This window comes from Bradyrhizobium sp. (assembly GCF_022844465.1).
Taxonomy (GTDB): Bacteria; Pseudomonadota; Alphaproteobacteria; order Rhizobiales; family Xanthobacteraceae; genus Bradyrhizobium.
Window position 1 is genome coordinate 1 of the sequence record NZ_JALHLP010000021.1, and the last position, 18,499, is coordinate 18,499.

Consider the following 18,499-nt stretch of genomic DNA (forward strand, 5'->3'; position numbering starts at 1 on the left):
ACCATCATAAACACCCCATCCGCCCGATGTGCAGCTTTTCACCGATATATCTAATAAACAATCACATAACCAAGCGTGGCTCGCAATCAGGTCAGTTCGTTCTCCAGCAAGCGCATCCTAACCAGCTCTCCCGGCGACGAGCTGCCATACTAATGTCCGGTCATGGCACAAAACGGCGGTCAGAGGGCGGGCAGAGCATTTCCGCTCTGCCCGGGTATTTCAGACATCAACTTGTTCCGCTATTGCCAGGGCGTCATCGACCTTGATGCCGAGATACCGGACGGTGCTTTCGATCTTGGTATGCCCGAGCAGGAGCTGGACAGCCCTGAGATTGCCCGTCCGTCGATAGATCAGGGTGGCCTTGGTACGTCGCAGCGAATGCGTCCCAAACAGCCTGGGGTCGAGTCCGACGCTGCCTATCCACTCGGAGACGAGGCGGGCATATTGGCGGGTAGTCATGCTGCGGTCAGGACCGCAATGGCCGGCAAACAAGAACTCGCCGGGTCGTTTGCCGGTGAGCTTTAGATAGTCATCGACCGACTGGCGGGTCTGCTCGCTCAATTCGAATCTGACGGGTCGCCCGGTTTTCTTTTGCCGGACCGTGGCACGATCCGCCGTGTATCCGCCGGCAGCGATGTCCTCGACCCGGATGGCAACGACATCACAGCCACGAAGCTTGCTGTCGATTGCCAGATTGAACATGGCAAGGTCGCGAGCGCGGCCCGCGATCTGAAGCTTGGTCCGGATCGACCAGACGTGTTTGGGTCGCAGCGGCGGCTTTGCCCCGGTCAGCTTGCCCTTGTTCCACGGTACTCGCTTGGGCGCTTGGGTCGCATTCACTTGATCCTGCATGGCCATACTCCTCGGCTCGGTTACAGAGCCGAGGAGTATGGCCACTGTGTTAGGCATTGGAATCAGGTCGGTTTTCGGGCCAAAGCGGATCTCCGGGGCTGGTCGGGCGACAAACGCCCTGTAGCGATTGACCCAATACAGACATTCGGCCGCGCCGTCCCCGTCGTGTGTGTGCAGGCCCGTCCGTGGGGCGTTTCCTCCTTGGACTTGGGCCGCTCGGCCACGGGCGGTCCTCTTTCATGAGGCGCTACCGACACGGCGAAAGCGGCATGAGGTGGTAATGCCCGCTAGAATCCCGCCTTCCCGCAAAGATTGATGCACATCAAACAAACACGCTAGCAATTCGACGTATCTTGCGAACTGGCGAAAAGGAGGATCTTCCGATGAAACGGAATTTGGCAACATGTTTAATTGCTAGCGTATCCGTTGGGTTTCTAACGATGGCAACGGCATCGAAAGTGTACGCCGATTATTCCTATGACAGCCATGTCAATACGTGCACTGGCGGCATAATATATGAGTGCACATATACGCACTACTGCAAGGAATTACAGAGTGTGTGTGGTCAACCGCTTCACCCCTGTGTGATAACCACCTGTAAAGTGACCGCTAGTTCTTGCGAGCCCACTAACCAAACCTGCGGAAAACGAAAACGACGACGTTGAGTTGGCGCTCATGCGTCTTGCCGCCGGATGCGTTCATCTCGGCCAAATCAGCAGGCGATGATGAGCTTGCCGGAAATGTCCTTTGCTGGCACATCGCGTCATTTCGCGGCTGCGCAATAATTCGGTCGCTTTAGCCGTGAAGCGGACATGAGCGTGTAGCCCGGATGAGCTTCGCGACATCCGGGGCCTTCATCATTTCCCCGACTCCCGCATATCGCTGCGCTCATACGGGCTACTTGCTACGAACTGATTTGCTTTGCGCGCAAGCACAATCGCGATGCGTAACCGCGACAATTCAACTCGACGGGCAAATCACCTAAAACCTGTCCAGCCCACGCGCGAAAAATATTCCGCTTCCGTCGTCGGGCAAATCAGAATTACAACTCCCGCCGTCTCACCCGATGGAGGGGCGGATCGCGATCGTCACGAACGCGCGGTGGGATGCGGTGGACGCTGAGGTCAAAGAGACGATGGTGACTGAGGCGTACGGCGAAGTCGTGTGGTCCTGACGCCGCGGTGCTGGCGTCAAGTTCTCGGGAAGCAATTCTCGGGAGCGACGGTGGCAAAAGAGCCGTTCGCCGGGGAGATCACGTTATAAGCCGTCAACCCACTGCGCAGGGAAGGCCGGATGCTCTCCGCTGGACCTGTATGCTCGTGTGCGCATTCTTAGTGCACAATGCACACGAGACCGCGGGTGCAGCGCGCACCCGGTCTTCCCTGCGCCCTCTTCATTGAAGGGGGCAAGGAGCAACAGCAAACCTCGGGCGAAATGCGCCGCGAGATCGCGAACCTGTCTCCATCCGTCATCGCCCGGCTTGACCGGGCGATCCAGTATTCCAGAGACAGCCATGATTGAATCGAGAAGCCGCGGCGTACTGGATGCCCCGCTTTCGCGGGGCATGACAGTCAATTTGCGGCGAGGAATGCTGTCAAACTCAATCGCGCGCGATGATCTCGCGTTCGCCGTCGTGAATGTTCGCGGGGTTGAGCAGGTCGCCGGCGCGGCGGCGCACCAGGAATCTCGGGCGGCGGGCGCGGATGGCGTTGTGGCGGCGGCGCCGGGCGGCCGGCTCGTGCGGCTCCTCTTCAGCCAGCAGCGGCAGCGCGAAAATGTCGCTCCAGATCTGCCAGGCGGATGCAATTTCCTCGGGGTCGGAGCTGACGCACAGCGGAATGTTCAGCGAGGGGTCGCGATGCACCAGCACCAGCGCCTGCGCGTCGTCGAGCCCGCGCAACGCGACGCCCTTGAAGTCGCGCACGCGGATATTGACCGCCATCCGCATGCCCTTGACGGCGCGGTGCAGCACGACGCGTTCGCGGTGAAGTTCGATTTTTCGCACGCCGCCGTCGGCGCGGGCATCCTGCGCCTGGAAGCTGAGCGGAAGGGAAAGAGGGTCGAGCCGCAATGCGCGGCTCGACCCGGCGGGATTGATCCCGCTTGTTGATGTTTGACGCCCCACGGCTTTGGTCTCCCCGCCGGAATTATGTTCCCGGTCGACAGGCGAGACCATAGCCGGGCGATTTCCGCTTCGGCTTAAAAAGGCTGGTTAACCCGAAGTCACCCCCGCCGCATCTGGCGGCATGATTGACAGGAGCTTGGCTGACATGATTGACGAGACCTTGCGGCGAAGCTGAAAATGGTTGGCAATTGGCGCCGCGAAATGCTTGAACTCCCGGTGAATCAGGCACATCTGCTTAATCTGCTGCTTTGCCTCCCAATCTCGCTTTGATGTCGGGGATCTTGTTCGTGAACTCTTCACCATCCGCGGCTTCAGCGCCTGCGCAGGCCTCCAAAGCTTCCGGCAAGGCTTCCGACATGAGCGCCGGCCTGTTCGATCAATCGGCGCTGTCGACGCTGGCGCAGCGCCTGGTCGAGGCGGCCAGGCGCGCCGGCGCCGACGCCGCCGATGCGGTCGCGGTTCGCGGCGTTTCGCAGGGCGTTGAGGTGCGCGACGGCCGCGTCGAGGAATCCGAGCGTTCCGAAGGCGACGACGTCGGATTGCGCGTGCTGGTCGGGCAGCGCCAGGCCGTGGTTTCGACCAACGATGTCTCCGGCGACGGCGTGGCGAAACTGGCCGAGCGCGCGGTAGCGATGGCGCGCGTCGCGCCCGACGACAAATATGTCGGTCTCGCCGATCCGTCGCTGCTGGCGCGCGAGTTCGCCGATCTCGATTTGCTCGACCGCGAGGTTCCCTCGACCGGCGAACTGGAGCGCCGCGCCTGCGAGGCCGAAGCCGCGGGCCTGGCGGTGAAGGGCGTGACCAAGTCGGGCGGCGCGTCGGCCTCCAGCGGGATCGGCGGCATGGTGCTGGTGACCTCGACCGGCTTCCACGGCTCCTACCTGCGCTCCAGCCAGGGCATCTCGATGACCGCGATCTCAGGCGAGGGCACCGGCATGGAGCGCGACTACGACTACACCTCGGCCCCGCACGCCGCCGATCTCGCTTCGCCCGCGAGCGTCGGCCGCAAGGCCGGCGAACGCACGGTGGCGCGGGCCAATCCGCGCAAGGTCGAGACCTGCAAGGTGCCGGTCGTCTACGACCCCCGCGTCGCGGGATCGCTGGTCGGCCATCTCGTCGGCGCCATCAACGGCGCCTCGATCGCGCGCAAGACCAGCTTCCTGAAAGACCGGCTTGGCGAGCAGCTGTTCGGCGGCAATATCCGGATCATTGACGACCCGCTTCGGGTCCGCGGACTGCGCTCGCAGAGTTTCGACGCCGAGGGCGTCAGGGTCAAGCGAACCGCGATCGTCGAGGCGGGCGTCTTGACGACGTGGCTATTGGATTGCGCCACCGCGCGCGAGCTTGGCATGGTCACGACCGGGCATGCCCATCGTGGCGTCTCGTCGTCGCCGTCGCCGGGGGCCTACAACCTGCACCTCGAAGCCGGCGAGATGACGCCGCGGCAACTGATCTCCGACATCAAGCAGGGCTTTTACGTCACTGACCTGATCGGCTCTGGTGTCAACGGCGTCACCGGCGATTACAGCCGCGGTGCGTCCGGCTTCTGGATCGAGAACGGCGAGATCACCTATCCCGTCAGCGAGGTAACCATCGCCGGACATCTGCTGGCGATGTTCAAGTCGCTGGTGGCGGCCAACGATCTGGAATTCCGTTACGGCGTCAACGCGCCGACATTGCGCATCGAGGGTTTGACGCTTGGCGGACGCTGATACCGCCGACCGAATCTTGGCGCGCGACGCGGCGCTGTTGACCGACACGGTGCGCGAGGCCGGCAAGTTGGCGCTGTCGCTGTTTCGCACCGAGCTTAGGAACTGGACCAAAGGCGTCTCCTCGCCGGTCTCCGAGGCCGACATCGCCGTCAACGATCTCGTGGAGCAGCGGCTGCGCTCGGCGACGCCGGAATATGGCTGGCTGTCGGAAGAAAGCGTCGACGATGATTCGCGTTTGGGAAAGCCGCTGGTGTGGATCGTTGATCCGATCGACGGCACCCGCGCCTATCTTGCCGGCCGCGAAGACTGGTGCGTGAGCGTGGCGCTGGTGGCGGGCGCCACTCCGGTGCTGGCGGCGGTGTTCGCGCCGGCGACCGACGAGTTCTTCTTCGCGATCCGCGGGCAGGGCGCCACCCGCAACGAGCGGCCGGCGCGTGCCGCCGTGGGCGCCGGGCTGGATTTTTCCCGCGTGGCAGGTCCAAAACCGCTGGTGCAGCGGCTGAGCCCCTCGACGGACGACATCACCTTGCATCCGCGAATCGGATCGCTGGCGCTGCGGCTGTGCCGGGTCGCCGATGGCAGCCTTGATGCCGCTTTTGCCGGCGGTCAGAGCCGTGACTGGGATCTTGCCGCGGCGAATTTGATCGTGCAGGAAGCCAGTGGTAGGATGACCGCGCTCTCGGGGGACACGATTGAGTATAATCGTCGGGACGTGGTGCATGGGATGCTGGTGGCGGCGGGACACGATCGTCATGCGCGCATTGTCGAGCATTTTCGATCTCGTCCGCTGCCCTGAAACGGCATGGTCCGTGCGGGCCAATCGCCCCCTTCACCCACTGACAGCCATGTGGTTGCTTGCCGGGCACATCGTTAGGAAAAGCCATCATGCCAGAAAGCGCCCAGCCGCAATTGCTTCACCTCGTCATTGGCGGCGAGTTGACCGATCTCGAACACACGACCTTCAAGGATCTCGACCAGGTCGAAATCGTCGGTGTGTTTCCCAATTATGCATCCGCCCACGCGGCGTGGAAGGCAAAGGCGCAGCAGACCGTTGACAACGCCCACATGCGCTACTTCGTGGTCCACCTCCACCGGCTGCTCGATCCGGGTCAAGACACGAAGCCCTCCCGTTGAAACGATTCTCTCGTGATTTGCTGCGCAGCAGCTGGGTCCAGCGCGTGCTCGGCGTGCTCGCGGCGGAATATCTGCGGCTGGTCTGGCTGACCAACCGTTTCAGCTACGAACCGGCCGACGTCTATGACATCGTCGAGCCGGAGCAGCCGGCAATCTTCGTGTTCTGGCACGGCCAGCATCTGATGACTCCGTTCGTCAAGACCAGGGACAGCCATCGCGCCAAGGTGCTGATCTCGCGGCACCGCGACGGTGAATTTAACGCCATCGCGGCGGAGCGGCTCGGCATCGGCACGATCAGGGGCTCCGGCGATCATGGCGGCGCCTTTCACCGCAAGGGCGGTGTTGGCGCGTTTCGGGAGATGCTGCAGGCGCTTGCGGACAATTGGAATGTTGCAACCACCGCCGACGTGCCGAAGCGCGCGCGGGTGGTGGGGCTCGGCGTCATCATGCTGGCGCGGGAATCCGGGCGGCCCATTATGCCGTTTGCGATGGCGACCAGCCGGTTTATCCGGTTGAAAAACTGGGACTCCACCACGATCAATCTGCCGTTCGGACGCGGCGTCGTGGTAGGCATCGAAGCGGTTCACGTGCCGCCGGATGCCGACGCCGAGACCATGGAACAATTGCGCCTTCGGGTGGAAACGTATCTCAATGAGGCGACCCGGCGCGCCTATGCGGCCGTCGGTCGTCCGGAGGCCGCGCTTGGCTGATCCACTGCCGATGGCGTTGCGGGTTTACCGGAAGCTGTCGTCGGTGATGGTGCCGCTGTCGCCTGCGCTGATCAGCCGGAGATTGAGTCTTGGCAAGGAAGATCCGGCGCGCGTCGGCGAGCGCCGTGGCCTGAGCGCCGATCTCCGCCCCGATGGGCCGCTAATCTGGATCCACGGCGCCAGCGTCGGCGAAGTGCTGGCGGCCGCCGCGTTGATCGAGCGGTTGCGCGCGCAGGGTTTCCGCATCCTGCTTACCTCGGGCACCGTGACTTCGGCGGCGATCGTCGCCAGGCGTTTCCCCGCCGACGTCATCCATCAATATGTGCCGTACGATTCGCCACGTTACGTCGCGCGGTTTCTCGATCACTGGCGGCCGTCGCTGGCGCTGTTCATCGAGTCCGACCTGTGGCCGAACCTGATCCTGTCGAGCGCCGCGCGCCGGCTGCCGATGGTGCTGATCAACGGACGGATGTCGCAACGCTCGTTTCCGCGCTGGCGCCGGGTCTCGGGCACGATCGCGGCGCTGCTCGGCCGCTTCGAGGCCTGCCTCGCGCAGTCGCAACTCGATGCCGACCGGTTTACTGCGCTGGGTAGCCGCAACGTCGCGGTTACCGGAAACCTCAAGTTCGACGTGCCGGCGCCGCCGGCGGATGGCAACCGGCTGGAGCGGCTGATGGCGATGACACGCGGTCGCCCGGTCGTGGTCGCGGCCTCTACCCATCCCGGCGAAGAGGAGATGTTGACCGACGCCCACCGGGCGCTCGCGGGATTCTTTCCAAATCTGCTGACCGTGATCGTGCCGCGGCATCCCCACCGCGGCGAGGCCATTGCGCAGATGATCGCCGATTCCGGCCTCAATGCAGGCATTCGCTCGCGCGGAGAATTGCCAGCCGCTGCGACGGATATCTATGTCGCCGACACCATGGGCGAACTGGGGTTGTTCTACCGCCTGGCGCCGATCGTGTTCATGGGCGGATCGCTGGTCGCGCATGGCGGACAGAATCCGATCGAGGCGGTCAAGCTCGGCGCGTCGATCGTTCACGGCCCCCACGTCTTCAATTTCACCGATGTCTATCACGCCCTCGATGCCGCCGGCGGCGCGCGACGGGCCGATACCCAGGAAGCGTTGGTGAAGCAGCTCGGGCAGTTGCTGGCCGATCCCGGCGCGCGCGCTGCCATGCTTGCCGCGTCCGAACGGGTGGTCGAACAACTCGGCGGCGCGCTGGAGCGCACGCTGACGGCGCTCGAGCCGTATCTCCTGCAGTTGCGGCTGGAGACGGGAGCCGCCAATGCGTGAGCCGGGCTTCTGGCATGGACCGTCCTCGCTGAACGCGCGTCTGTTGAGACCGCTCGCCGCGCTCTATGGCGCTATCGCCGCGAAGCGCCTGCAGCGCAGGGGTCTTGATGCCGGAATTCCGGTGTTCTGCGTCGGCAATTACGGCCTCGGCGGCGCCGGCAAGACGCCGACCGTGCTGGCGCTGACGAAACTGTTGCGCGAGCTCGGCGAGACCCCGGTCGTGCTCAGCCGCGGCTATGGCGGACGATTGCGTGGACCCGTCAGGGTCGATCCCGGGCGCCATGCGGCGTCCGATGTCGGCGACGAGCCGCTGATGCTGGCCGGATGGCTGTCAGTGGTGGTGGCCCGTCAGCGCGCGGACGGCGTGCCGCTGGCGCGGGCGTTGGGCGCGAGCGTGATCCTGATGGACGACGGCTTCCAGAGTCCGGCCATCGTCAAGGATGCCTCGTTGATCGTCATCGACAGCGAGCGCGGCCTCGGCAACGAACAGGTGTTTCCCGCCGGCCCGCTGCGCGCACCGCTCGGGCCGCAACTGGCGCGTACCGATGCGCTGATCATTGTCGGCGACGGCGTCGCGGCGGCGGCGGTCGCAGCCGAGATCGCCGCACAGGGCAAGCCGGTACTGTCAGCTCATCTGCGGCCGGATCCGGCGCAGCTCGCCTCGCTTCGCGGCCGGCGCGCGCTGGCGTTTGCCGGAATCGGCGATCCCGCGCGATTCTTCAACATGCTGCGGGCGAACGGCGTCGATGTCGCCCGCTCGCGCGCCTTTGCCGATCATCACAGCTATTCGAAAGGCGAGATCGAGGGGCTGGCGGAAGAGGCAAGGGGCGACGCCCTGGCGCTGGTCACGACGGAAAAGGATATGGCGCGGTTGCGGCGCGGCGGCGAGTTGCCGGACTGGGCGCGGCAGGTGGTGCCGCTCGCGGTGACCCTGGAATTCGACGAGCCGGCGCGCTTGCGAAAGTTCGTATCCGAGCGCCTGTCGCGGGCGCGTGAGCGGAGGGCGGATTAGGAATTGCGGCTCAGCTCTGCGACTTCGGCACGCCGGGGAAGTGCCGCTGCAGCACGGCGCTGGGCGCCGAATAGGCTTCCTGCAGGTCGACGCTCCAGTACTTCAATTCGTCGAGCTGGATCCGGGCGTCGGTCACGGCGCAACGCACATAGGTCCCGGGCGATATCACGCGGAAATCGCCGTCCAGATACTGCACCTGGGCTTCGCCCTGACCGGAGGAACCGAATTTGTTGAGCACCGTCAAACTCTCCGCTGAACCGGCGCATCAAGGCCCGGCCAATGAATTTTGGGATCCGATCTATCACAGATAACGCCGACTGTCCGCTCGGGAACCCCACCGACTTGTGATGATTTTTGAGCCCGGTCGCATGATAACTTGAAACCGGCTGTGCCCGGTGCCCTGGCAAACCTCGACGGAGACCGATGCGCCTTTTCTCAGTAACGCTGTTGGTCTTGCTCCTTGCCGCGTCGGGTATTGCAAACGCCACGGCATTGCCGACCCCGCGCCAGGTCGACATCCCCGCGGCCAGCCGGACCCTGCATGCGCAACTCTACAAGCCGGATGGCGACGGTCCGTTTCCCACCGTGATCGCGCTACATGGCTGCGGCGGATTGAGTGGGCATTCGGAGCCGGTGCCGCCCCGTTATCGCGACTGGGCGGAACAACTGCTGAAGAGCGGCCATGCCGTGCTGCTGCCAGACAGTTACGGTTCGCGGGAACTCGGCCCGCAGTGCCGCGCCAGCGAACGCCGTGTGCTGGCGCGCCGCGAGCGGGTGGCCGATGTCGTGGCGGCGCGGCTATGGTTGTTGCAGCAGCCCTGGGTCGCGCGCGACCGCATCAGTCTGATGGGGTGGGCGAATGGCGCCAGCGCCGTGCTGTGGGCGGTGCGCCCGCAACTTTCGCTGCGCAGCGCGGGGCCGGATTTTCGCTCGGCGATCGCGTTCTATCCGGATTGCCGGACGTCCTCCGGCCTCGGCTGGAGCGCGCGGGTGCCGACGCTGCTGTTGATTGGCGCAAAGGACGACATCAGTTCGCCCGCGGCCTGCCGGCAGATGGTGGAGGGCGCACGCGGCCGCAGCGCGCTGGCACGGATCGTGGTCTATCCCGGTGCATTGCACGAATTCGACCGCGCCAACCTTCCGTTGCGCGCGCTCGGTGGCGGCGCCGAGCCGGCGTTGCCGGAACGTGGCCATGTCGGCACCGACATGAAGGCGCGATCGGATTCGCAGCGACTCGTCGCCGAATGGCTGTCGCGCTAGAACAGGTTTCCCTGGTCGATCGGCTTGGTCACGCGCTTGGCCAAGACGGTCCGGGTCGCGCGCGGGGGCGCCTCCGGCGGCTGTGATGTCGCGGGTGGCCGGTCCGCATCCGCGGTGACGCCGACGCGGCCGTCGGCGAATTCGACCGAGAGATGAGCGCCCGGGCCGATCGAAGTCGCGGCATGCACGGCGTGGCCCCGCGCATCACGCACCAGGGCGAAGCCGCGCGCCAGTACGCCGCGATATGACAGCGCCGCCAGTAACTGGCCGCTATGCGCGACTCGCGCATTGAGCCGATGCATCCCGGTCAGAAGCGCGCGGCGGGCACGCTCCGCCAGCCTTTGTGCGCGCTCGCGGTCGCGCGCGATGGCGTTGCGCTGCGCCTCGGCGTTGGCGAGCCTTGAGGCCCTTAATCTGGCCTCCAGCCCGACAAACCGGTCGCGGCGGCTGCGCAGCAGCGCGCGGGCGGATAGCCGGATCCGTTCGCCCGCCACGGTCAGGCGCTGGCTGGCGTGAGCGACCTGTCCGCGCAGCACCTTCAGCGTCAGCCCGGCGCTGACATCGGCGAAGCGGCGGTGGTGGGCGTGCGTATTGGCCTTGAGGCCGCGGGGCAGGGCGGCGGTGAGATGATCCAGCCGCTGCCGCGGGATCGCGAGTAGTTCGCTCGGCCCTGGGAGCGCGCGCGCTGCGGCGCGCAACTCGTTGCGGCGGCTTTCCTGGCCGCGCTGCCAGCACACCATGGCGCGGCGTGCCAGGCTTTCGACCTCGACGAACAGTTCGCTGCGGACGGGGACCGCCATTTCGGCGGCGGCCGTCGGCGTCGGCGCGCGCTTGTCGGCGGCGAAATCGATCAGCGTGATGTCGGTCTCGTGGCCGACGGCCGAGATCAGCGGGATCATGCTCTCGGCGGCGGCGCGGACCACGATCTCCTCGTTGAATGACCACAGATCCTCCAGCGAACCGCCACCGCGCGCGACGATCAGCAGATCCGGCCGCGGAATCCGGCCCCCTTCGGGCAGCGCGTTGAAGCCGCGGATGGCGGCGGCAACCTGTTCGGCCGAGCCTTCGCCCTGCACCTTGACCGGCCACACCAGCACGCGACGGGGGAAGCGGTCCTGCAACCGGTGCAGGATGTCGCGAATGACCGCGCCGGTCGGCGAGGTGACGACGCCGATCACCTCCGGCAGCCACGGCAGCAATTGCTTGCGCGCCTCGTCGAACAGGCCTTCGGCGGCAAGCTTCCGCTTGCGTTCCTCCATCAGCGCCATCAGCGCGCCGATCCCCGCCGGCTCGATCGCCTCGATCACGATCTGGTATTTCGACGAACCCGGAAAGGTCGTGAGCTTGCCGGTGGCGATGACCTCAAGCCCCTCCTGCGGCTTGAACCGCATCCGCGAATGCACGCCTTTCCAGATCACCGCCTCGATCTTGGCGCTCTCGTCCTTGAGCGCGAAATAGCAATGTCCGGAAGAGTGCGGCCCGCGAAAGCCGGAGATTTCACCGCGCACGCGGACATGCCCGTAGGCGTCCTCCACCGTCCGCTTCAGCGCGGAGGACAGTTCGGAGACGGTGAATTCCGGCGCGTTGAGCAGGTTATCCGCAGCGGGCATGGGCCATCGATTCGGGCTCTCGGGGCGTTCGGGCAAGGTTAGGGAATTTGGCCGTCGCCGCCAATCCGCGTCATGCGGATTATCTATACATCAGGCGGCCAGGCCTGACTGCCGTTAAATCCGGGCGCCCGGGCCCGCAAGGCCGGCGGGTGGTGATATCCCCTTGCGGCGGGGGGCGGTTTTGTGCGACCGAACCGCATCTCATCCTCGCATCCGGCTCCAGCGATGAACATCCTCCTGCTTGGTTCCGGCGGCCGCGAACACGCTCTCGCGTGGAAGATCGCCGCCTCCCCGCTGCTGACCAGGCTGTGGTGCGCGCCGGGCAATGCCGGCATCGCGCGCGAAGCCGAGTGCGTCGCGCTCGATATCGCCGACCACGCAGCGGTGATTGACTTCTGCCAGCGCGAGCGGATTGAGTTCGTGGTGGTTGGGCCGGACGCGCCGATCGCGGCCGGGATCGTCGATGACCTCAACGCAGCCGGTTTCAAGGCCTTCGGGCCAAGCAAGGCGGCGGGCCGGCTTGAGAGCTCGAAGAATTTCACCAAAGAGCTGTGCCGCGCCAACAACATTCCGACCGCGGCCTACGACCATTTCACCGACGCCGAAGCGGCAAGAACCTACATCCGAAAGCAGGGTGCTCCAATCGTCGTGAAAGCCGACGGGCTCGCCGCCGGCAAGGGTGTCGTCGTGGCCGTGACGGAACAGGAGGCGCTGGCGGCAGTCGACATGATGTTCGGCGGCGGCTTCGGGGCCTCCGGTGCCGAGGTGGTGATCGAGGAGTTCATGGAAGGCGAGGAAGCCTCGTTTTTCGCGCTGTGCGACGGCGAGGACGCGCTGCCGCTGGCGACCGCGCAGGATCACAAACGTGCTTTCGACGGCGACAAGGGACCGAACACCGGCGGCATGGGCGCCTATTCGCCGGCGCCGGTCATGACCGACACGATGTGTGCGCGGGTGATGGACGAGATGATCCGCCCGACGCTGCGGGCGATGGCGGCGATGGGATCGCCCTACAAGGGCGTGCTGTTCGCCGGGGTGATGGTGACCAGGGATGGGCCGAAGCTCGTCGAGTACAATGCGCGCTTCGGCGACCCCGAATGCCAGGTGCTGATGCTCCGGATGATGTCGGACATCGTGCCGGCGCTGCTCGCCAGCGCCGACGGACAATTGAAGAATTTCAGCCTGCGCTGGTTCGACGAGGCGGCGCTGACGGTGATCATGGCGACCAAGGGCTATCCCGGCTCCTACGGCAAGGGCTCCGCAATCGAAGGGCTGGACGAGGCCGCGAAGGTCGAAGGCGTCGAGATTTTCCATGCCGGAACGGCGCTCAAGGGAGGCCGCCTCGTCGCCAATGGCGGGCGCGTGCTTAACGTCTGCGCGTTGGGCAAGACGGTCACGGAAGCGCAGCAACGCGCCTATGCGGCCGTCGATCGCATCCACTGGGGAGATGGCTTCTGCCGTCGCGACATCGGCTGGCAGGCCGTCGCGCGGGAGAAGGCGGAGGGATAACGCCGTCATTCCGGACGACGCGCCGTGCGCGGCGATCCGGAATCTCGATGTTGGAAGCGTTTGGAGCCTCATCTCCGGATTCCGGGTTCGGCGCTCTGCGCCGCCACGGAATGACGGTGTGGACTACAGCAAATCCCCGCCGGCTGCGCTCGCCGTGGTGCCGTGCTCGCGGAACGCCTTGATGACGTTCTTGCCGATCCGCCACTTGTGCACTTCGTCCGGACCGTCGACCAGCCGCTGCGCGCGCACCTGGGTGTACCATTTGGCGAGCGGCGTATCCTGGCTGAAGCCGAGCGCGCCGTGCAGTTGGATCGCGGTGTCGATCACCTTGTGGACCATGTGCGCGTGGAAGATCTTGGCGATCGAGTTCTCCTGCCGGATGTCCATGCCCTTTTCCGCCTTGTAGGCGATATGCAGCAGCATCAACCGGCCGATATAGAGTTCGCTGGCGCAATCGGCGAGCATGAACTGCACGGCCTGGCGGTCGGCGAGCAACTGGCCGAAGGTCGAGCGCTTGGTGACGTGGGCGGCCGCCATGTCGAGCGCGCGTTGCGCCTTGGCGACGTTGTGCATGCCGTGGCGCAGGCGGCCATAGGCGAGGCGGTGCTGGCCCATGTCGAAACCGTTGCCTTCGCCGCCGAGCAGATTGTCGGCCGGCACCTTCAGATCCTTGATCTCGATTTCGGAGTGGCCGCCGTGGATCACGTCGTCATGCGGTCCCTCGATCGCCATGTTGGCGACATTGCGCTTGATCCTGTAGCCGGGGTTCGGCAGTTCGACGATGAAGGTCGAATACTGCTTGTGTCGCGGCGCGTTCGGGTCGGTCCTGGCCATGACCAGCGCCATGTCGGCGACGCTGGCGGATGAGGAAAACCACTTCTCGCCGTTGAGGATGTAGTTTTCATTGCCGTCCTTGACCGCGGTGGTCTGCATGCCGGTGGCGTCGGCGCCGGAAGCCTTCTCGGTCATCGAAAAGCAGATGCGCTTGTCGCCGTTGAGCAGCGGCTTGAGGAACTTTTCCTTCTGGTACTCGGAGCCGTGGGCGAGGATCGTCATCATCGAGGCATCGTCCGGCCCCTGCGTGTTCATCGACAGCGCCCCCAGCATGCTCTCGCCGAGTTCCATCTGCACCAGCGCGTTCGCCAGCGGACCGAGGCCCATGCCGCCATATTCCTTCGGCACCCACGGGCACCACAGGCCGCGTGCGCGCGCCTTTTTCCGCAGCGGGCCCAGCACGTCGGCGAGCGGCTTGCTGTCGAGTTCCTTCTCGGCGGGGATGCACTCCTCCTGCACCCATTTGCGGACTTTCTCGCGGATCGCCTTGGCTTCGGCCGGGATTTCGAAATCGATCGACATCGGAGGTTTCCTCGCGTCATGTTTCTGTTGGTTGAGCTTGAGGGATGGCATAAACCTGCGACCGGCCAGCGGCAACGACAAACAATGTTTGAAGCACGATAGCAGCCCGAGGGAGCGCCGATGTCAGACCTTGCCGACCTGTTTCCCGGATATGCCTCCGAGTGGATCAACACCTCGTCGGGCCGCATTTTCGCCCGCGTCGGCGGCAGCGGGCCGCCTCTGTTGCTGCTGCATGGATTTTCCTCGACGCATGTGATGTGGCATCCGGTCGCGCCGCAACTCGCCGACAGGTTCACGCTGATCATCGCCGACCTGCCGGGCTATGGCTGGTCGGACATGCCCGACAGCGACGACAACCACACGCCCTACACCAAGCGCGCGATGGCGAAGGCGATGGTGGAAGCGATGGAGCAGCTTGGGCATGTCCATTTCGCGCTCGCCGGCCACGATCGCGGCGGGCGGGTGTCGTACCGGCTCGCGCTCGACCACCCCGGCCGGCTGTCCAAGCTCGCCGTGCTCGATATCGCGCCGACCTATGATTACTGGGAGCGGTTGAACCGGCTCTCGGCGCTCAAGATCTATCATTGGGCATTCCTGGCGCAGCCCTATCCACTGCCGGAAACGCTGATCACAGGCAATGGCGAGTTTTTCCTGCGGCAGAAGATGGCTAGCCAGACCAAGAGCCAGACGCTCGAGGCCTTTGATCCGCGCGCGCTGGAGCATTACCTTGCGCCGTTCCGCGATCCCTCCCGCGTGCACGCGATGTGCGAGGACTACCGAGCCGGCGCCTATGCCGATTACGAGATCGACAAGGCCGATGTCGACGCCGGCAGGAAGATCACGACCCCGATGCTGGCGCTGTGGGGCGATGCCGGCGTTGCGAGCGCGGCAACGACGCCGCTGGATACGTGGCGGAAATGGGCGACCAACGTATCGGGCGCGGCGGTCGATTCAGGGCATTTTCTCACCGAGGAGAATCCGCAAGCGACGGCAAAGCTCCTGCGGGAGTTTTTTGCGGCGAATTAGGCTCGGCGTGTTGTCACTGAACGTAACGCTCGTGATACCCGCGAAAGCGGGTATCCAGTACGTCGCGGCTACTCGATCAATCACGGCTTTCACCGGAATACTGGATCATCCGCTTTCGCGGATGATGAAAGTGCGGTGTTTGGAGAGATCGTCCCTACCGCCTCACCTTGAAAAAATCCTTGAGCAGCGTCGCCGCCTCGCTTTCGCCGACTGAGGAATAGACGTCGGGCATGTGATGGCAGGTCGGCTGCGCGAAGAACCGCACGCCGGAATCCACTGCGCCGCCCTTGGGATCGGCGGCGCCGTAATACAGCCGCCTGATCCGCGCCAGCGAGATCGCGCCGGCGCACATGGTGCAGGGCTCCAGCGTCACGTAGAGATCGCAATCCACCAGCCGCTCGGTCCCGATCGCCTCGGCGGCCTGCCGGATCGCCAGTATTTCGGCGTGGGCGGTCGGGTCGCGGTCGGTCAGCGTGCGGTTGCCGGCGGTGGCGATCACCTCGAAGCCCCTGACGATCACGCACCCAATCGGAACTTCGCCCGCCTTTCCGGCGTTTTCGGCGGTTTTCAGCGCCAAATCCATGAAAGAAGGGGCAGTCATGCCTCGTATCATCGAAAGAAACCTGCTACTAGGAGCGCCTTCAGCAAACGTGGATGCGGGTTGTGCGTGACAATGCGCCTTGAGCCAAGTGCGCGCGCGTTTTCGCTATGACAGCCCATCCGCATCGGCCTGATTGCCAATTCATCCGTACCCGAGAGACTATTCATGCCCCGCGACACCGACAAAAACAACGATTCCCGCGGCCGGCGTGACCGGCCGGGTGACGGCAAGGGCCGCACCGGGGACGGCAAAGGCCGCGCGGGCGGGGGCAAGGGCCGCTCGGGAGCTGCCCGGGGACCTGACAAGAAGTTCGCCAAGCGCAGCTTTGCCGGAAAAGGGGACGGCGACGGCGAGCGGCGGCCCTATGCCGGGAAGTCGGAAGGCGCGAAGCCGTTCGGCAAGAAGCCCTATGCGGGTGCGGGCAAGTCCTACGCCGGCAAGCGCGACGGCGACGCTCGTCCGCCGCGCCGGGATTTCGGTGACTCGCCGCGTCCGCGCGGCGACCGGCCGTTTGCCAGCCGCCCGGCTCGTGGCGACGATGGTGAAAAGCGTTCGTTCAAGCCGCGCGAAGATCGTGGCGGCGACAAGCGCCCGTACACGCCGCGCGGCGACCGGCCAAATTTCAGCCGCGACGACCGCGCCCCGCGCCGTGAGCGCGATGGCGAGGCCCGTCCGGCGTCGCGCTTCGGCGAGAAGAAATTTGGTGACAAGCGGCCCTATGCGCCGCGGGCAGGTGGTGGCGAGAAACGGCCTTACACCCCGCGCGGCGAAGGTTCTCGCAGCGACGGCGATCGCCCGCGCGGTGATCGGCCCGAGCGAAAATCCGGCGAGCGAAAATTCTCGCGGGGCGCGCCCGACCGCGGCCCACGCAAGAGCTTCGGCGCCAGACCCGATCGGGCCCGGGATGACGGTGATTCCAAGCCGTGGCAGAAGCGCGAGGATCGCGGCGAGCGTGCCTCCCCTCCGCCGCGCGACGGCGCGCGGAGTTTTGACAAGCCGCGCTTTGACCGACCCCGCGACGATCGTGGCGGCGATGAACGGCCGCGCTATCCGCGCGACCGCGAGGATCGTCCCAAGTTCGATCGTCCGCGCCAGCGGCGGGAAGGCGGCCCGGCGGCAGCCCGCACCGACTGGCAGGAGCATCCGCGCAACGAGGCGGGTGACGACCGCCCACGTCGCCAGAACGAGGACGACAGCAAGATATTCGCCAAACGGCCGGCCTTTGGCGGTCGTGGCGCCTACCGTGAGCGCAAGCCCGAGTTCGAGAAGCGGGCGCCGCAACCGCCGCGGATCAAGAAGTCCGGCGAGCGGATCGCCAAGGTGGTGTCGCGCGCCGGCCTTGCCTCGCGCCGCGACGCCGAGGAATGGATCACGCAGGGCCGCGTCGCCGTCAACGGCCGCGTCATCAATTCGCCCGCGCTCGACGTCACCGCCAACGACGTCATCACCGTCGACGGCAAGCCTTTGCCGCCGCGCGAGCGCACCCGGCTGTTCCTGTATCACAAGCCGCGCGGGCTGATGACGACGCACGCCGATCCCGAGGGGCGGCCGACCGTGTTCGACAATCTGCCGGAATCGCTGCCGCGGCTGATCTCGATCGGCCGGCTCGATTTCAATACCGAGGGGCTGTTGCTGCTGACCAATGATGGCGGGCTGGCGCGCGCGCTCGAACTGCCCGACACCGGCTGGCTCCGGCGCTATCGCGTTCGCGCCCATGGCGAGGTCACGCAGGCGCAGCTCGACGAGCTGAAGAAAGGCGTCGAGATCGACGGCGTGAAATACGGCTCGATCGACGCCACGCTGGAGCGCGACCAGGGCGCCAATGTCTGGCTGGTGTTTGCGATCCGCGAAGGCAAGAACCGCGAGGTCCGCAATGTCATGGCCCATCTCGGCCTCGAGGTGAACCGGCTGATCAGGGTATCCTACGGCCCGTTCCAACTCGGCGAACTGGCCGAAGGCGAGGTCGAGGAGGTCAAGACCCGGGTGCTGCGCGAGCAGCTCGGCGAGAAGATCGCGACACTGGCCGGCGCCGACTTCAACCGGCCGATGCCTGGTGAAAAGTCCGACGACGTGCCGGTGAGCGAGGCGCCGCGCGGCAAGAAGCCGTTCAAGCCTGCCGGAAAGAGCGGACTGATCGCCGATCGCAAGGGCCGCCGCGTGCTGGTGCAGCGCACCGGCAGCGAGGAAGCGCGTGCGCGCAACGAGGACGAGGCCAACGGCTATGGCCCGCCGCGCCGTCCGCAGCGCGGCTATCACGGCAAGCGCGACCTGAAACCGCGGGACGAGTAGTTGGAC

Annotated in this window: 17 protein-coding genes; 11 read left to right on the forward strand and 6 right to left on the reverse strand. The window is 65.4% G+C overall.

Going from position 1 to position 18,499, the window contains the following annotated elements; genetic code table 11:
* Nucleotides 1-219: 219 nt before the first annotated feature.
* Nucleotides 220-852, reverse strand: a complete 633-nt coding sequence (locus Q0D31_RS21475; RefSeq protein WP_291855807.1) for a tyrosine-type recombinase/integrase — start codon at nucleotides 850-852, stop codon at nucleotides 220-222.
* Nucleotides 853-2,211: 1,359 nt separating this feature from the next.
* Between Q0D31_RS21475 and Q0D31_RS21480 the strand changes: the two genes are divergently transcribed.
* Complete coding sequence (locus Q0D31_RS21480; RefSeq protein ID WP_291855809.1) at nucleotides 2,212-2,373, forward strand: hypothetical protein; 162 nt, start codon at nucleotides 2,212-2,214, stop codon at nucleotides 2,371-2,373.
* 79 nt (nucleotides 2,374-2,452) lie between these two features.
* Here Q0D31_RS21480 and Q0D31_RS21485 read toward each other — a convergent pair whose 3' ends face one another.
* On the reverse strand, nucleotides 2,453-2,977 hold the full coding sequence (locus tag Q0D31_RS21485) for a DUF6101 family protein (RefSeq protein ID WP_291855811.1): 525 nt from the start codon (nucleotides 2,975-2,977) through the stop codon (nucleotides 2,453-2,455).
* Nucleotides 2,978-3,264: 287 nt separating this feature from the next.
* Here Q0D31_RS21485 and Q0D31_RS21490 point away from each other — a divergent pair, with 287 nt between their 5' ends.
* From Q0D31_RS21490 to lpxK, 6 genes are all read left to right on the forward strand, one after another.
* Complete coding sequence (locus Q0D31_RS21490) at nucleotides 3,265-4,689, forward strand: TldD/PmbA family protein (RefSeq protein WP_291855813.1); 1,425 nt, start codon at nucleotides 3,265-3,267, stop codon at nucleotides 4,687-4,689.
* On the forward strand, nucleotides 4,676-5,485 hold the full coding sequence (locus tag Q0D31_RS21495; protein ID WP_291855815.1) for a 3'(2'),5'-bisphosphate nucleotidase CysQ: 810 nt from the start codon (nucleotides 4,676-4,678) through the stop codon (nucleotides 5,483-5,485). Before Q0D31_RS21490 ends, Q0D31_RS21495 begins: the two co-directional genes overlap by 14 nt.
* An 89-nt stretch (nucleotides 5,486-5,574) precedes the next feature.
* Nucleotides 5,575-5,823 carry a DUF4170 domain-containing protein gene (locus Q0D31_RS21500; protein ID WP_291855817.1) on the forward strand — a complete coding sequence of 83 codons (249 nt, stop codon included), beginning with the start codon at nucleotides 5,575-5,577 and terminating at the stop codon, nucleotides 5,821-5,823.
* A complete protein-coding gene (locus tag Q0D31_RS21505) occupies nucleotides 5,820-6,533 on the forward strand; it encodes a lysophospholipid acyltransferase family protein (RefSeq protein ID WP_291855819.1) in 714 nt (237 codons plus the stop codon). Before Q0D31_RS21500 ends, Q0D31_RS21505 begins: the two co-directional genes overlap by 4 nt.
* Nucleotides 6,496-7,830 (forward strand): 3-deoxy-D-manno-octulosonic acid transferase, encoded by a 1,335-nt coding sequence (locus tag Q0D31_RS21510; protein WP_291855939.1) that lies wholly within the window; start codon nucleotides 6,496-6,498, stop codon nucleotides 7,828-7,830. Before Q0D31_RS21505 ends, Q0D31_RS21510 begins: the two co-directional genes overlap by 38 nt.
* Entirely contained in the window at nucleotides 7,823-8,842 is a 1,020-nt protein-coding gene (gene lpxK / locus Q0D31_RS21515; RefSeq protein ID WP_291855821.1) for a tetraacyldisaccharide 4'-kinase, read from the forward strand. The genes Q0D31_RS21510 and lpxK overlap by 8 nt, the downstream gene beginning before the upstream one ends.
* Before the next feature lie 10 nt (nucleotides 8,843-8,852).
* On the opposite strand, the gene Q0D31_RS21520 is transcribed toward lpxK, so the two are convergent.
* Nucleotides 8,853-9,080, reverse strand: coding sequence for a DUF2093 domain-containing protein (locus tag Q0D31_RS21520; RefSeq protein WP_291855823.1), 228 nt, complete (start codon nucleotides 9,078-9,080; stop codon nucleotides 8,853-8,855).
* Nucleotides 9,081-9,265: 185 nt separating this feature from the next.
* On the opposite strand from Q0D31_RS21520, the gene Q0D31_RS21525 reads away from it, so the two are divergent.
* Entirely contained in the window at nucleotides 9,266-10,102 is an 837-nt protein-coding gene (locus Q0D31_RS21525; RefSeq protein WP_291855825.1) for a dienelactone hydrolase family protein, read from the forward strand.
* Here the strand turns inward: Q0D31_RS21525 and xseA are convergent.
* Complete coding sequence (gene xseA / locus Q0D31_RS21530) at nucleotides 10,099-11,712, reverse strand: exodeoxyribonuclease VII large subunit (RefSeq protein ID WP_291855827.1); 1,614 nt, start codon at nucleotides 11,710-11,712, stop codon at nucleotides 10,099-10,101. The genes Q0D31_RS21525 and xseA overlap by 4 nt on opposite strands.
* 225 nt (nucleotides 11,713-11,937) lie before the next feature.
* On the opposite strand from xseA, the gene purD reads away from it, so the two are divergent.
* Nucleotides 11,938-13,221 carry a phosphoribosylamine--glycine ligase gene (gene purD / locus Q0D31_RS21535; RefSeq protein ID WP_291855829.1) on the forward strand — a complete coding sequence of 428 codons (1,284 nt, stop codon included), beginning with the start codon at nucleotides 11,938-11,940 and terminating at the stop codon, nucleotides 13,219-13,221.
* Nucleotides 13,222-13,344: 123 nt separating this feature from the next.
* Here purD and Q0D31_RS21540 read toward each other — a convergent pair whose 3' ends face one another.
* Nucleotides 13,345-14,577 (reverse strand): acyl-CoA dehydrogenase family protein, encoded by a 1,233-nt coding sequence (locus tag Q0D31_RS21540; protein WP_291855831.1) that lies wholly within the window; start codon nucleotides 14,575-14,577, stop codon nucleotides 13,345-13,347.
* A 120-nt stretch (nucleotides 14,578-14,697) separates the two neighbouring features.
* Between Q0D31_RS21540 and Q0D31_RS21545 the strand changes: the two genes are divergently transcribed.
* Nucleotides 14,698-15,603 (forward strand): alpha/beta hydrolase, encoded by a 906-nt coding sequence (locus Q0D31_RS21545; RefSeq protein ID WP_291855833.1) that lies wholly within the window; start codon nucleotides 14,698-14,700, stop codon nucleotides 15,601-15,603.
* A 154-nt stretch (nucleotides 15,604-15,757) separates the two neighbouring features.
* Here Q0D31_RS21545 and Q0D31_RS21550 read toward each other — a convergent pair whose 3' ends face one another.
* Nucleotides 15,758-16,216 carry a nucleoside deaminase gene (locus Q0D31_RS21550; protein ID WP_291855835.1) on the reverse strand — a complete coding sequence of 153 codons (459 nt, stop codon included), beginning with the start codon at nucleotides 16,214-16,216 and terminating at the stop codon, nucleotides 15,758-15,760.
* A 153-nt stretch (nucleotides 16,217-16,369) separates the two neighbouring features.
* On the opposite strand from Q0D31_RS21550, the gene Q0D31_RS21555 reads away from it, so the two are divergent.
* Nucleotides 16,370-18,493 carry a pseudouridine synthase gene (locus Q0D31_RS21555; protein WP_291855837.1) on the forward strand — a complete coding sequence of 708 codons (2,124 nt, stop codon included), beginning with the start codon at nucleotides 16,370-16,372 and terminating at the stop codon, nucleotides 18,491-18,493.
* Nucleotides 18,494-18,499 lie beyond the last annotated feature (6 nt).

Excerpts from the sequence above, each read along its gene's own strand:
- purD (WP_291855829.1), top strand. The coding sequence starts at position 11,938 with ATGAACATCCTCCTGCTTGGTTCCGGCGGCCGCGAACACGCTCTCGCG.
- Q0D31_RS21550 (WP_291855835.1), bottom strand. The coding sequence starts at position 16,216 with ATGATACGAGGCATGACTGCCCCTTCTTTCATGGATTTGGCGCTGAAA.
- Q0D31_RS21500 (WP_291855817.1), top strand. The coding sequence starts at position 5,575 with ATGCCAGAAAGCGCCCAGCCGCAATTGCTTCACCTCGTCATTGGCGGC.
- Q0D31_RS21525 (WP_291855825.1), top strand. The coding sequence starts at position 9,266 with ATGCGCCTTTTCTCAGTAACGCTGTTGGTCTTGCTCCTTGCCGCGTCG.
- Q0D31_RS21510 (WP_291855939.1), top strand. The coding sequence starts at position 6,496 with ATGCGGCCGTCGGTCGTCCGGAGGCCGCGCTTGGCTGATCCACTGCCG.
- Q0D31_RS21540 (WP_291855831.1), bottom strand. The coding sequence starts at position 14,577 with ATGTCGATCGATTTCGAAATCCCGGCCGAAGCCAAGGCGATCCGCGAG.
- Q0D31_RS21545 (WP_291855833.1), top strand. The coding sequence starts at position 14,698 with ATGTCAGACCTTGCCGACCTGTTTCCCGGATATGCCTCCGAGTGGATC.
- Q0D31_RS21475 (WP_291855807.1), bottom strand. The coding sequence starts at position 852 with ATGCAGGATCAAGTGAATGCGACCCAAGCGCCCAAGCGAGTACCGTGG.
- xseA (WP_291855827.1), bottom strand. The coding sequence starts at position 11,712 with ATGCCCGCTGCGGATAACCTGCTCAACGCGCCGGAATTCACCGTCTCC.
- lpxK (WP_291855821.1), top strand. The coding sequence starts at position 7,823 with ATGCGTGAGCCGGGCTTCTGGCATGGACCGTCCTCGCTGAACGCGCGT.
- Q0D31_RS21555 (WP_291855837.1), top strand. The coding sequence starts at position 16,370 with ATGCCCCGCGACACCGACAAAAACAACGATTCCCGCGGCCGGCGTGAC.